The sequence below is a fragment of the Alloprevotella sp. OH1205_COT-284 genome (assembly GCF_003859795.1).
Lineage (GTDB): Bacteria > Bacteroidota > Bacteroidia > Bacteroidales > Bacteroidaceae > Alloprevotella.
In genome coordinates, this window is record NZ_RQYI01000012.1 from 1 (window position 1) to 13,806 (window position 13,806).

General features: G+C 51.1%; 9 protein-coding genes. 4 read left to right on the forward strand and 5 right to left on the reverse strand.

The genetic code is table 11. From position 1 onward, the window contains the following. The first annotated feature begins 442 nt into the window (after positions 1–442). From EII14_RS04480 to infB, 4 genes are all read left to right on the forward strand, one after another. A complete protein-coding gene (locus EII14_RS04480; RefSeq protein WP_124931367.1) occupies positions 443–913 on the forward strand; it encodes a hypothetical protein in 471 nt (156 codons plus the stop codon). Between the two features lie 126 nt (positions 914–1,039). Further along, positions 1,040–1,507 (forward strand): ribosome assembly cofactor RimP, encoded by a 468-nt coding sequence (gene rimP / locus EII14_RS04485; RefSeq protein ID WP_124931368.1) that lies wholly within the window; start codon positions 1,040–1,042, stop codon positions 1,505–1,507. 119 nt (positions 1,508–1,626) lie between these two features. Further along, positions 1,627–2,898 (forward strand): transcription termination factor NusA, encoded by a 1,272-nt coding sequence (gene nusA, locus EII14_RS04490; RefSeq protein ID WP_124931404.1) that lies wholly within the window; start codon positions 1,627–1,629, stop codon positions 2,896–2,898. Positions 2,899–2,987: 89 nt separating this feature from the next. Beyond that, positions 2,988–5,864 (forward strand): translation initiation factor IF-2, encoded by a 2,877-nt coding sequence (gene infB, locus EII14_RS04495; protein ID WP_124931369.1) that lies wholly within the window; start codon positions 2,988–2,990, stop codon positions 5,862–5,864. A gap of 218 nt (positions 5,865–6,082) precedes the next feature. Here infB and EII14_RS04500 read toward each other — a convergent pair whose 3' ends face one another. From EII14_RS04500 to EII14_RS04520, 5 genes are all read right to left on the reverse strand, one after another. Then, positions 6,083–8,926 (reverse strand): bifunctional fucokinase/fucose-1-phosphate guanylyltransferase, encoded by a 2,844-nt coding sequence (locus EII14_RS04500; protein ID WP_255422097.1) that lies wholly within the window; start codon positions 8,924–8,926, stop codon positions 6,083–6,085. Positions 8,927–9,130: 204 nt separating this feature from the next. Then, positions 9,131–10,435, reverse strand: a complete 1,305-nt coding sequence (locus EII14_RS04505) for an Omp28 family outer membrane lipoprotein (RefSeq protein ID WP_124931370.1) — start codon at positions 10,433–10,435, stop codon at positions 9,131–9,133. Between the two features lie 127 nt (positions 10,436–10,562). Continuing rightward, the gene (locus EII14_RS04510; protein WP_124931371.1) at positions 10,563–12,209 is read right to left on the reverse strand and encodes a DUF6029 family protein; all 1,647 of its coding nucleotides are present in this window, start codon (positions 12,207–12,209) and stop codon (positions 10,563–10,565) included. Then, positions 12,206–12,691: a TlpA disulfide reductase family protein gene (locus EII14_RS04515; protein WP_124931372.1), complete on the reverse strand. Its 486-nt coding sequence runs from the start codon at positions 12,689–12,691 to the stop codon at positions 12,206–12,208. The genes EII14_RS04510 and EII14_RS04515 overlap by 4 nt, the downstream gene beginning before the upstream one ends. Positions 12,692–12,700: 9 nt before the next feature. Next, a complete protein-coding gene (locus EII14_RS04520; RefSeq protein ID WP_158608322.1) occupies positions 12,701–13,597 on the reverse strand; it encodes an Omp28-related outer membrane protein in 897 nt (298 codons plus the stop codon). Positions 13,598–13,806: the final 209 nt, after the last annotated feature.

Genomic DNA, 13,806 nt, shown 5'->3' on the forward strand with positions numbered 1-13,806 from the left:
AAAATCACGGGATTTTCCAAACAAAATTGTCCAATCCGAGAAAAAGAACGGATTGGACAATTTTATAAGAGGATTTTGCAGAGGTCTCAAATCTTAATCTTTGGCATGTTTTTTTGATAAACCCTTCGTTTTTCATGACAGAAAACAAATCTCTCCCGAAGTCACCCTGTTTCAAACTACGATTTCCCCACTTTCCGGTCGTTGAAAACGGCCGGCGGCCGTCGATCGCCATTGCAAAGTTTGACGAATACAACATGGAGCTAAAAAAAACTGCCTCGCAGGTAGGAATTTCTTCCTCCAATGCCGTGACGTCCGCCTCTCTGCCAAAACGAAAATCGACCTTCTGCCCTCACGCGCGCGCGTGCGCATTCCCTTTATTGAAGTTTTTAGTTTCACTGCCTTCGCAAAACCTCATAACCGGCTGACTTCATGATGTTTATCTGTGAAGGCAAGTGAAGGCAAAACAAAAACGGAGTTTGCAATCCGCTGGAAAACAACGCATTGCGTCGATTTTTTGCCTTCACCACCCCCGAAAAGTGCATTTCTCGCAGGGAAGAGGCGGAAGGAGGTGAAGGCAAACCCCTTGTTTTGCCTTCACCGTAGTAATGATGATTTTCAGATAGTTGCATTTCCTGAAAAATGTTTGCCTCCGCTTTGCCTTCGCAAACAAGTCGCTGCTATTCAAGACGTTGACTCATTTTGCGGAGGCAAAAACGCAAAAACAACATTTTCGGGGTATATGATGCACAAAAACGGCGGTTTCATCGACACGTGCCTTTTCCCGACGGAGACGGCACGCATTCGTTCGATGAAAGCGGCCAGTTTTTGCTGTCGAGGGTTCTTTTTCGACCGAAAACAAGTTTTTTCAACATTTCTTTGCGAAAAATTTGGTCGTACCGTTGATAATGAGTAAATTTGCAGCGATATGAGTGAGGGGCTTGCAACAGGCTTCTCACTTCGTTTTTAAGACGCCGGGCAAAGACTTGCGTCTGACAACCACACTCGCAAACCCAAAATACAACAAAAAACGACACGCTGAATGATCAGTAAAGAAGTGGTTCAACAACTTGTCGACCGTTGGCTCGAAGGCAAAGACTATTTTCTGGCCGACCTTGCCATCAGTGCCGACGACCGCATCCTCGTGGAAATCGACCATGAAGAAGGCGTATGGATCGAAGACTGCGTTGCGCTCTCGCGCTTTATCGAAGACGGTCTTGATCGTGATGCCGCCGACTTTGAACTTGAAGTAGGCTCGGCCGGCATCGGACAACCTTTCAAAGTGCTCCGACAATACGAAATCCACATCGGCGACGATGTCGAAGTGCTCATCGCCGACGGACGAAAACTCATCGGACGTCTTGACAGTGCCGACGCCGACACCATCGCCGTCGTTACTCTCGAAAAAGTGAAAGCTCCCGGCGAAAAACGACCGCACATCCAAGAAGTGCGCACGGAAATCCCGATGAGCCAAGTGAAGTGGACGAAGCTCCACATCGACTTCAAATAAAAAAGAAACGCCACACACCTGTCGCATCCGTCCGACAAACAAGACGGAACACCTTGCGATCGGTCGGTGTACGCATCGGCGTGGCGGCCCCCGCATCGAAAAATAAAGAATACAACCTCATAATGGCCAAAAAGCAAACCGAAACCATTAGTCTCATTGACACCTTCTCGGAGTTCAATGACACAAAAAAAATCGACAACACGACCCTTCTCGGAGTCCTCGAAGAGAGCTTTCGCAGTGTCATCGCCAAAATCTTCGGCTCCGACGAAAACTTCACCGTCGTAGTCAATCCCGAAAAAGGCGACTTCGAAATCACGCGCAGCCGCGAAATCGTGGCCGACGGCGAAGTGGAAGACGAAAACAAACAAATCGCCCTCTCGGAGGCACAAAAAATCGAACCGGACTTCGAGGTGGGCGAAGAAGTGTCCGAACACATCGAATTTGCCAGTTTCGGACGAAGAGCCATTCTCACCCTGCGCCAAACCTTGGCCAGCAAAATTCTCGAACTCGAACACGACTCCCTCTACAACAAATACAAAGACCGCGAGGGCGAAATCGTTTCGGCCGAAGTCTATCAGACTTGGAAAAACGAAACCTTGCTCGTAGACGACGAGAAAAACGACCTGCTGCTGCCCAAATCGCAACAAATTCCGCGCGATTTCTATCACAAGGGCGAACATGTGCGCGCCGTCATCGACCGCGTAGACAACGCCAACGGAAACCCCAAAATCTATCTGTCGCGCACCAGCCCCATGTTCCTGCGCCGTTTGCTTGAACAGGAAATCCCCGAAATCGCCGACGGAGTCATTATCCTCCGCGGAGTGGCTCGCATTCCCGGCGAGAGAGCCAAAATTTCGGTCGAAAGCTACGACTCCAATATCGACCCCGTCGGTGCATGCGTGGGCGTGAAAGGAACGCGCATCCACAGCATCGTGCGCGAACTGAAAAACGAAAACATCGACGTCGTACAATACTCCTCAAACGCCATGCTCTACATCCAGCGCGCACTCAATCCGGCACGCGTGAGCAACATCGTACTCAACGAAGAGGAGAAAAAAGCCGAAGTATTCCTCCAACCCGATCAGGTCAGTTTGGCCATCGGAAAGGGCGGACAAAACATCAAACTCGCCTCCATGCTCACGGGCTACACCATCGATGTGTTCCGTGAAGTCGAGGGCGAACAAGACGTGGAAGACATCTATCTCGACGAGTTCTCCGACGAAATCGACCAATGGGTCATCGATGCCGTCAAAGCCATGGGACTCCGCACTGCACGCGAAGTGCTCAATGCACCTCGCGACATGATTGTCGAGAAGGCCGATCTCGAAGAAGACACCGTCGACCACATGCTTGGCGTATTGCGCGCCGAGTTTGAGGAGGGCGAGAGCTGACAGCATGTTTTGCCGACGAAAAACATCGTCGGCAAAGCTGCGTTTTAACAAGTTACGCGTTCCACCTCAATTTCACTCACTCCAAGAACATGAGATTAAGCAAAGCCATAAAAGAATTCAACGTCAGCCTCCAACGCGTGGTAGACACCCTCAAAGAGCAAGGCCACGAAGTCGAAGCCAACCTCAATTCCAAAATCAACGACGAGCAATACGAGTTGCTGAAAAAACTCTTTGCCGCCGACAAGGATCAGCGCACCGAAGCCGAAAAGCTCTTCAACCACCGACGCGAAGAAAAACGTGCGGAGCGGGAAGAAGAACGTGCCGAACGCGAAGCGGCCAAAGCCGCCGCACAAGAGGAAGACGACCGCCAAAGCGAAACGAAGACCGAGAGCGAGGCGAAACCAAAAGTTGCCGACGAACAAATGGAAAAACAAGAGCCGAAGAGCGAAGAAACCATAAAGGCCGAGGTGCCCGAAGAACTCCGCCCGTCGCTCCGCACCGTCGGACACATCGACCTCGAAGCACAAAAGGCACCCAAGGCCGCATCCAAAACCAAAAACCAAAAACAAGAAACGAAGACCGAAGTGAAAGCCGAAGCACCGAAAGAGGCGGAAAAGGCGGAAGCGAAGGAGGAAACGGAAACTGTTTCGAACACAAGTGATTCGAGTGCGGAAAAGAACTCGGTGGAAGCACGTGCAGCAGCCTTGGGAAGCGAAGACGAAGACGGCGTTTACAAACTCAACACCGAACCTCAACTTGCAGGACCCAAAGTGTTGGGAACGATCGATCTCAGTTCGATCAACCAAACCACACGCCCAAAAAAGAAAAGCAAAGAAGAACGCAAAAAGGAGCGCGACGAAAAACGTGCCTCCGGCACTGCCGACAAGAAAAAACGCAGTCGCATCGGCACGGAACGGGTGGACGTGACGGCCGAAGCCAAGAAAAACAACACTGCCGGCAGCGGAAATGCCAACAAAAACAACAAGGCCAACCGCAACGCCAACCAAAACCAAGGCAAAGGCAAAAAAGGCAAACACACACCGCCCGCAGCACCTTCGGACGAAGACGTGGCCAAACAAGTGAAAGAAACCTTGGCGCGCTTGCAAGCCAAAGGCGTGGGCAAGGGCAAAGGCTCGAAATACCGCAAGGAAAAACGCGATGCCGCACGCGAGCGTCAAGAGGAAGAACTCATGAAGCTCGACGCCGAAAGCAGCGTGTTGAAGCTCACAGAATTTGTGACGGCCAACGAGTTGGCCACGATGATGGACGTGCCCGTCAACAAAGTCATCGGAACATGCATGAGCATCGGCATCATGGTGTCTATCAACCAACGCCTCGATCAAGAAACAATCGAAATGGTGGCTTCGGAATTTGGTTTTTCCACCGAATTTGTTTCGGCCGAAGTGCAGGAGGCGATCATCGAAGAGGTCGACAACGAAGAAGATCTTCGCGAACGTGCCCCAATCGTGACCGTCATGGGACACGTAGACCATGGTAAGACTTCTCTTCTCGACCACATCCGCAACGCCAACGTCATTGCCGGAGAGGCCGGAGGTATCACCCAACACATCGGAGCTTACAACGTGCGCTTGAAAAACGGAAGAGAAATCACGTTCCTCGACACTCCCGGTCACGAAGCCTTTACGGCCATGCGTGCCCGCGGTGCACAAGTCACCGACATTGCCATTATCATCATTGCCGCCGACGACAACGTGATGCCCCAAACCAAAGAGGCCATCAACCATGCCGTGGCCGCAGGAGTGCCCATCGTTTTCGCCATCAACAAGGTCGACAAACCTGCCGCCAACCCCGATGCCATCAAAACCACCCTTGCCTCAATGAACTTCCTCGTCGAGGAATGGGGCGGAAAATATCAGTCGCAAGACATTTCGGCCAAGTCGGGACTCGGCGTCTACGAGTTGCTTGAAAAAGTATTGCTCGAAGCCGACATGCTCGAACTCAAAGCCAACCCCAACCGTCGTGCAGTCGGCACCATCATCGAGAGTTCGCTCGACAAAGGACGCGGTTATGTTTCAACGGTATTGGTGTCCAACGGAACGCTGCACCAAGGCGACATCCTCGTGGCCGGCACAAACTTCGGCCGCGTGAAGGCTCTCTTCAACGAACGCGGACAGCGTGTTGAAAAGGTGGCACCCTCGCATGCCGCCACCATTCTCGGTTTCAACGGAGCGCCGCAAGCCGGCGACCAATTCAATGTGATGGAAACCGAGCAGGAAGCACGCGAAATTGCCAACAAACGCCTGCAACTCCAACGCGAGCAAAACTTGCGAACCTCCAAAATGCTCACCCTCGACGAAATCGGACGCCGTCTGCAATTGGGCGACTACCAAGAGCTCAATATCGTTGTCAAGGGCGACGTGGACGGATCCGTACAGGCACTCAGCGACTCGTTCATCAAACTCTCGACCGAAACGATTGCCATCAATGTCATCCACAAAGGCGTGGGACAAATCTCGGAAAACGACGTCACTCTTGCCGCAGCATCAAAGGCTGTCATCATCGGTTTCCAAGTCAGACCTTCGGCAGGTGCAAGAAAACTTGCGGAAAAAGAGGGTGTGGACATCCGCCAATACTCCATCATCTACGATGCTATCGAAGAAGTCAAGGAGGCCATGGAGGGCATGCTCAAACCGATCGTCAAGGAAGAAATCACGGCCATGGTCGAAGTCCGTCAGGTGTTCCACATTTCCAAGGTGGGCTACATCGCCGGTGCCTATGTCGTAGACGGAAAAGTGTCGCGCCAAAACAAAGCACGCCTCATCCGCGACGGAGTGGTGGTGTTCACCGGAGAAATCGCCGCACTCAAACGCTTCAAGGATGATGTGAAAGAAGTGACGACCAACTTCGAATGCGGTATCTCGCTCCAAGGTTGCAACGACATCAAGGAGGGCGACGTGATCGAAACTTTCCAAGAAATCGAAGTGAAGCAAAAGCTCAATACTTAAACTGTGACACGACGAACCTCTCGTTCGTGTATAGTGCAAAAAAACAGCACCCATATCCTTGTGGTATAGGTGCTGTTTTTTATATCTGTGTGAGGAAATGGGTTTCGAGTTTCATCGCACGGCAAGACACTGTGGCAGTGTCCGAAAGACGGTGCCCGATAAAGTTTTCAGACAACAAAAACTTTATCGGACACCAATAGTAGAGGCGTTAACCGGCTTCAACTGCGACTTACCTGCAAACCTTTGTGAGAAAGTTTCATCTCGACAAAGCGAGAAGTGGGGGTGAGCGGAGATTCGTTGAGGAGAGTCTTGATACGTGCGGCGGCTTCGGGATCTTTGGCCACCATGTAGAGGTAGCCGCCCCCGCCCGCACCGGGAAGTTTGTAGCCGATACAGAGGTCGTCGATGCGGCGGCACAATTCGGCAACGGCAGGTGGCTCGGTGCCGGAATCGAGAGTTTTGTTTTGCTGCCAAGTTTTTCTGACAAGACGGCCGTACATGTCGAGGTCGCCGCGCTGCAAAGCGTCAAACATGTTGAGGGCGTGTTGCTTCATCTCGTCGAGCAGTTCCAGGTGCGTGGTGTTGTTGAGGAACATGCCACGCACGATTTCCGCCAAAATATGTTTCGCCGTTCGGGTGATGCCGGTGTAGTAGAGCAGATGACATGGGCGATATTCGGGGGAGGTAAAGAGGGTGTCTGGCAACCAGCGCGCCACGGGGCTTTGGTCGAAGCCGGAGGAGGTTTGAAGGAGTTTCACGCCGTGGAGCACGCCGCCGAACTGATCTTGCCAACCGCCGCCCGTGGTGAGCAGTTGTTCGAGAATGAGCGTTCTATTGCCTATCGTGGTCTTGTCCCAACCCAATCCGCAGAAATCGGAGAGTGCTCCCAACACGGTGGCGGCAAGGATGCTGCTTGTGCCCAGTCCCGAACCGGCGGGTATGGCGGCGAGCAGGGTGATTTCGATGCCACTGCCGAAAGCGGCGAGGCAATCGCGCAGAGTGGGGTGGGACTCCGTGGAAAACTGCGGTAGGAAGCCGCAAAGGGCGAGGGCGGCTTTGGGAATGGAGAAAGGAGAACCTACTTTGTTGAATTGCTGCAATTCCTCGAAGGTTTCGATCACTTCCAACGCACCGAGGTCGATGCTGCGACAGGTGATGTTGAGCATTTTCGAGGGTTTGACGTAGACTTGAAGCGGTTGCTGCCCGTTGAGCTCGATGGCGAGGTTCACCACATTCCCGCCGGCGTTGAGGCAATAGGGGGGCGTGTCTGTCCAACCTCCGGCCACGTCGATGCGAACGGCCGAACGTCCCCAAACGATTTGATCCTGACAGATGTCGAGATGCGGGGTTTGAAGGCTGTGGTGTGCGGAGGCGGTCAAACCGGTTTGCAGGAGTGAAAAAGCCCGTTGTTCCTCGGCTGTGCCGTCTTCTCCCCGAAGCACCTGCATGCGGGAGCGAAACATGGCGTCGCGTATTTGGTGGAGGAGCGCGACGTCTTCGCCCACGGGAGGCGGGAGTTCGATGTTGTTTTCAACAAATTTTTGAGCTGTGTCGTTGAGGTTGATCTGATAGAATACGCTCTTGCAATGATTTGTTGAAATCTGTATGAGGTTTTGTTTGCGGTAGGCGCGGCGTTGCTCTTCCTGTCGCAACAGGTTGGCTTCGGCGGCAATGCCGTCGGCACTGAGGCGTTTTTTGCTGCGCCACAGACCGGAGAGGTCTTCGAGAGGGCGGTCGGCCAGCATCCATGTCAGAAGTCGGTGCAGCTCGTCGGTGTCTTCGCATACGGGAAACAGAAGCGCGCTTTGAAGGTCGTCCGTGACGACTAAGTCCGAGGACGAAACGCCATGGGCTTCCAACCATTCGGGCATCGGGTGTCCGAGAAAATGAGTGGAGGGAGAAGTGACATCTCCTCTGAAAGCATCTTTGAAACCATAAGGGCGCAATACGTATTGGTGGGTGCCGTAGGGCAGAATGTCCACGCATTGCCCGGCTTTCAGGGTGAGCTTCCAGTTGTTTTCGGGCACGCCTGTTATGGCGTGACAGTTGGCAATCTTCCAGCCGGAAGAGATGTGGGAGTTTTCTATCCAGAGATGATTGTTGTCGGCCGTGAGGGAGATGTCTATCTTGGCGTTTTGGGTGAACATCGCGGGATGTTTCTTCACGTCTTTTTGAATGATGAGCCGCTGATCTTTCACCACGTTTTGAAGCGAGGCCGTGGAAGAGATGATTTCGGGAGTGGTGCCGAAGTGGTAGAACTCTCCGCCCGGCAGCGGCAGAATGGCCACCGAGAGGGTAGCGGTTTCGGCGTCGTGCCGTGTGGGGTGGGTGCCGAGAGAACAGCCGAATTCGGAATAGAGATCGTAGGGCGTGCGCCGGCCTTGCGGGTCGAGAGAGTGGCGACGGAGAATATCGACGGCTCTGTCGCTGAGTAACCAAATACCGATGTCCATCAGCGAGAGGTGAGTGGCGGTGAGTTCGGCAAGTTGCTCTATGCTCGGTTTTTGGAGCATGAAGGCCAAGCGTTCCGGACTGTTTCTATTCATCAGAAACACACCGTGGTTTTTGGCCAAAGACGGCTCTGCCCACAGCCCATAGCACACAACATCGGCTTGGGGAATGGCTTGTAGCGGCTCGGTCGAACGGATATAAACATCGCCGCTCGCGATGAGGGTGTGCAGCGAGTCGGGAGCTTGGTTCATGATCTTTTCATAAAGCGGCAATTGAAGATCAAGCAGGGTCTGATCGAGTTTCTGTCCTCTTGCCCAACGAAAAACGGGGATGGGCAACAAAACTTTTCCGCAAGAGGCATAGGCCGGCAGTCGGCGACTTTGTCCGCCGGCGTGTAAGAGTATCCTCTTCTCGCGGCCGAGCCATTGGAAGAAATCTTTTTCTTCGTCGGCTTTGAAGGCTTCGTCGAGCAACCATGTCGTGCCGCCGCCGCTTCCCAGCTTTTGGCCGACGGGGTCAGAAGTGCAGAAAAACTCATCGCGCGACAGACCGCTGATGTCGTGAAAATAATCGACAACGTTTGGAGGGAGAGATAGCAATTTTTGCATCATAGAGTCGTCTTTTTTGAATATGGCTACAAATTTATGTCTTTTTTGTAAAAGAGGCAAATTGTAGAGTTCTTATGAGAAGGGTGCATGTATTTTCATGGAGAAACGGGAAACGGAAAACGGTGCGTTTTTGGGAAAATCGAATATAAAAACGGTTGGGCAATCTGTTTTTTCACAGACTGCCCAACCGAGCCTATGAAAATAGGCTTAGAACTCTTTTACCAATTTGGGATCATAGTGAAATTCCACGAAATAGTGTGCCACTTCGGTGTCATCTTTCTGCAAGCTGATTTTCACCTTGTAGACATCGGCCGTGTTCACCTTTTCGTCCGAAATTAAATAGTGTACGGACAAGAATTGAGGGAAAGAAAGATTGTCGCCGATAGTGAAATCTTTGGTGGTTTGGGAGAAATCTTCGGAGGGGGAGCACAATCCTTCCGCGCATACTTCGGAAATGCCGCATTGCGCATCGTCGAGGTGGTCGAGCTTGGTGATGACGAGGCGGTAGCGTCCGTTTCCATGCACCTTGCCCGGATGCGGCACAAGTGCCGGCGTTTCTACCTGAGTTTGACCGAAACGTATCGCTTTTTCCGTCACTAAGGTTTCGCCATTGTAAAGCGATTGCGGATTTTCGCCCGTCGTCGAAAACCAAATGTTGTCATCTTTTTCCACTTCGGGTTTTACGGGAGGCTCCGGCGTTTCGGGAGTGTCTTCCAATATGCCTTTCCCAAGCGGACAAATGGCGGCTTCGAGCACTTCGCCCGAAACGCGATCGACCACAAAAGCCACGACCTTGGCATTGGCGGCCGCTGCCACGTTTGAAGGTATCGCCACACGGTGTTGCAGCGTCAAAGACTTTTCCGAGGAGGGAGTGAGCATCTCTCCCGACAGCCCGTTGAGCGCATCTCTGAACACGTTGTGATGAAAATAGTCTTGTCGCACTCCGCCGAGCGTGTATTGTGAGGCTCGTATGTCTTCCACCACCCAAAGCTGTAACGCTGCCGAATGCCATTTCGAACTGCGTCGCTGAATTTCGGTACGGATCTCAATCTGACCGTTTTTTATTTCTGCTTTCAGGTCGATGCGATAGTTTGCAGGAGTATGTACGGCGTGTAGAAGCGCACTTTCCCAAGCGGCTCGTTGCGTGAGATAGCGTTTTTCGCCATCAATCTTCTTGCGATTAAACGAAACGTGCGGAGCACTTTGGGGAATTTGAAGAGCCTTGGCGTAGTGGTCGGCATTCTTCGTTGCCAGCGCAGGGAGCGTTTGTCCCGACCGGGGGGCGTGCATACTGACGATGATGGCGTGTGGAGAGAGATTTTTGGCAATGCGTTGCAGTTCGGCAGCGGCTTCGGGGCAGTTGATGCAACGTTGCCCCGTAAACTCTTCCACCAAAATATGCGTGCGATCGGCCGAAGGAAGTTCCGTAAACGGTTCTTCCTCCCAACCTCCCGAAGTGTTGCAGGCAGCAAAGAGCAAAAGGGCTGAAAAGAAAAGGTTGAAAATTTTCATATGTGAGAGATCAAAGTTGAGTCTGACAAGATTTCATCTGTTTTTTTGAAAACAATAATCTTCCCGTCGGAAATTTAATGTAATCATTTTCAGAAGTATATTTGTCAGAGGTGATAATATCTCAATGTCAGAAATTTAGTGTGTAAGAAAGGTAAGCCCCTTCGGTGGCGGGCATGAGACGACATACTCCGCCGGAGCAATTGATGCCCTCGCGTGTTTTGCCTACTCCCAATTGCAGGCGGTGGGCTTTGTAAGTGCCTGCCACGGACAGCATGGGGTAGTGGCGGTTGCTCCGGCTGCTGTTCCATTGATCGGACACGGAAAACACCAAATAGGGTGCCACGGACAATTCCGCCATGCCATACAGCCAGTTGCCGTCTGCTTGTTTCGAGTGGAGATATTGGAGTTCGGTGCGCAGCGTGATTTTCTTGTTCAAGCGATGTTTGCCGTCATACACGAAAATATGGCTCTTCACGTGGTTTCCGTTGTCGGCATGCCCTTCAATGGCGCGCTGGTTGTAGTCCTGATGAGAATAGAGCGCGGTGAAAGAATAGGAGGCTGAAATCTTTTTGCTCACTTCAAACGTGAAGTCGTGAAACAGTTTTTCGCCGTGTCCGAAGTACGACGGTCTTCTGCCGTGGGTGTAAGCCTCTTGGCTTGTCGTTGCACGGTCGAGTGCATTTACGTAGGCCGCCGAGACTTTGAGCCGTGCACCATATCGACCGCCGAGAGCAGTCCCTCTTTTGAGTAAATATCGTCCTTCGGCCTGCCAAGCCCATTCGCTTTGCGGTTGTGTGGCATAGGGGTGCAAGGCAGCCAATGTGTATGATTGTTCCGGAGCAAAAGGAGGGAGGTGGTTGATGCGCTGGTCATTGCCCGTTTCCGTACGCAGGGAGTGGTTGTCGAAGTTGTCGGATCGTCTTGCACCCAGCATCACTCCCCAACCTCTGTCTGCATACGAAAAGGTCAGCATTTGCACCTGTCCGCTGCGCAGCGTGTAGAAATTTGCGGCGTTGGGATTTGCGGTTTTTGTGGCATGCTCGAAATAAACATCCGCTTTTCCGCCCGTGTATCCCAATCGTGCTGCCCATATTCCATGATTTTCCGGTTGCCGGAAGCGTTTTAACACACCGTTTTCAAATCGTTTAATCGGGGTTTGCTCCTCGTGCCAACCCACCATTGTCGCGCCCAAACTGAATTGTTGTCCGGACATTTCAAAACGATATTCGGCATCGGTCGCTCCGACGTATCCGCGTTGCGATTGAAAGATTTTTCCGTTGCGGTCGAAGTGCAAACGCTGTTGTCCGGCTAAACCTTTGAGTGTCAACCCTCGAAAGGGCATAATCACGATGCGACCGCCTCTCACGGCATTGTCGATGCCGAGCGCGCGGTCTTCGTAGGCTCTGAAAGCTATGCCGCTTCCCAATTGCTCATAGAAATCTCCTAAGGTAATTTCTCCCCAACCGCTGCGCCTCACTTTTGCATAGAGATGTGCCAACCCGTGCCCGCGTTCGGCTTCGTGTCCGGGTAGGGGTTGTGTGAGGTGTTCGTAGCGACCGCCGATTTCCACATATTTGTTTTGCACCGTTCCCACAACATAAGTATTGGCCGTGTTGCGCAGGGCATCTTTGCGTGTCGAGTGGTGCGCTTCGGCTTGTAGGCTTATGGCTGCATCCCATTTTGTCCACTCTCCACCTTTACGGTGTGTGGTGTCGGTTTGTGCAAACGCCGTTGTACCTAACACGAGTGCGAGAAAAAAAAAGCTATTCTTCATCGTTTCAGCGTTTTGCGAACTTGTGCAATGATTTCCTCTTCCGATCCTTCCGAATATCCGGAGTGGCGATAGACAATGTGTCCCTTTCCGTCGACTACGATCACTGTCGGAACCAACTGCACCTGCAATGCGCGTTTGAGATCGCTGTTGGGATCAAGTAAAACTTCATACTGCCAATCGAGCGATTGCGCCAAGGGTTTAACTTTCAGACTGGTTGCTCCCTCGTCGATCGAGACAGCTACCAATTTTACACCGGTTTCGGCTTGCCAATCTTCATACACCTCGTGAATGGCTGAAAGTTCGCGCAGGCAAGGTTTGCACCATGTCGCAAAGAAACTGATGATCACGGGACGTCCTTCTGTTGTGAGTTGCGATACATTCACTTCTTTTCCGCCGATGTTTTTGAGTGTGATTTGCGGAAGTTGTGCCCGTCCGGAGAGGGTGAAGAGCAAGAGAAGAAATAGAAACAAAGTTTTTTTCATGACGAACGATTATTTTCTAATGCGACGGATGCCGGTGGGAATAGAGGGAACATCGTGCGAACTCACACTCAACACTTTTTTGCTTTCAGCATCGAGCAGAATACCCAAAATCATGCAGTTCTCGAGGTTGATGGCTCTCCAACTATTCCCATTGTTGGTAGGATCTACTCTGAGATTTTTTTCGAACGTTTTGCCGAGTTGGTAGTGTTCTCCTTTATATCCATTCAGAGTGGCTCTGAACACGTTATGATGGGTGTAATTTGAGATGTAATTAAAACCATCTTTTTGTGATCCTATCAATTCTTTCTCGATCAACCAAAACATCACTCTCGTCTCAGGAGCAATTTCAGCACCTTCGAGACTTTTGCCTTTGAAAGTGGCTTTGACGGAGTTTTTGTCCAGACGTTCGAGTACAAAGCCTGAAATCACTTGCGGACGTTGGTTCAAAAGCATGTTAAAATCAGGGAAATGACCGATTTTTTGGTAATTGGTTACGACGTTGGGAAGTCCCCTGATTTTAAAAAAACCGGCATATTGTTCAGCATCGTAAGAATAAAAACTTGGAGAAAATTTGTAGAAGGGATGCATACTGACCAAAAAGATATTTTCATGCCCTTCTGCTGTTTCGCTTATTCTTTTTTGTAGTCCTTTCATAATAGGAGGACAATAAGGACAGTATTGCCCGGTGAAGTCTAATACCAAAATTTTACTTTTCCCATTGTTTTCCGATAGTTCGATGTCGCTTTGAGGAGTTACGGTGATGTCCGCATTTGCTTGTCTATTTTTTCGGATAGCAACTTCGTCGGTCATCTCTTTTTCACAAGCTGAAAATAAGCAGGTTGAGAGACCTCCGATAACGAAAAGAAAAAGGAAACGAGGATTGAGTGGTAAGTGTTTCATTGTCATAAATGGAAAAATGTATGCAGATGATTTTGGGGGGCGAAAGTAGTGTTTTCGTATCATCTTGCAATTTGAACTTAATGGTTGAAATAATAGAATGTTTTTTGTCTAAAAAGTGGCAGGAAAGACCACTTTCTTTCCTTTGATACGTAAAAAACAAACGCAAAAGTAGAACAATTTGCAAGATGGAGCAAGCTTCCTTCCGTTAAAAGGTG

What these genes read in the sequence shown, in the direction of transcription:
- rimP (WP_124931368.1), top strand. Translation starts at nt 1,040, where the DNA reads ATGATCAGTAAAGAAGTGGTTCAACAACTTGTCGACCGTTGGCTCGAA.
- infB (WP_124931369.1), top strand. Translation starts at nt 2,988, where the DNA reads ATGAGATTAAGCAAAGCCATAAAAGAATTCAACGTCAGCCTCCAACGC.
- EII14_RS04500 (WP_255422097.1), bottom strand. Translation starts at nt 8,926, where the DNA reads ATGATGCAAAAATTGCTATCTCTCCCTCCAAACGTTGTCGATTATTTT.
- EII14_RS04505 (WP_124931370.1), bottom strand. Translation starts at nt 10,435, where the DNA reads ATGAAAATTTTCAACCTTTTCTTTTCAGCCCTTTTGCTCTTTGCTGCC.
- EII14_RS04510 (WP_124931371.1), bottom strand. Translation starts at nt 12,209, where the DNA reads ATGAAGAATAGCTTTTTTTTTCTCGCACTCGTGTTAGGTACAACGGCG.
- EII14_RS04515 (WP_124931372.1), bottom strand. Translation starts at nt 12,691, where the DNA reads ATGAAAAAAACTTTGTTTCTATTTCTTCTCTTGCTCTTCACCCTCTCC.
- EII14_RS04520 (WP_158608322.1), bottom strand. Translation starts at nt 13,597, where the DNA reads ATGACAATGAAACACTTACCACTCAATCCTCGTTTCCTTTTTCTTTTC.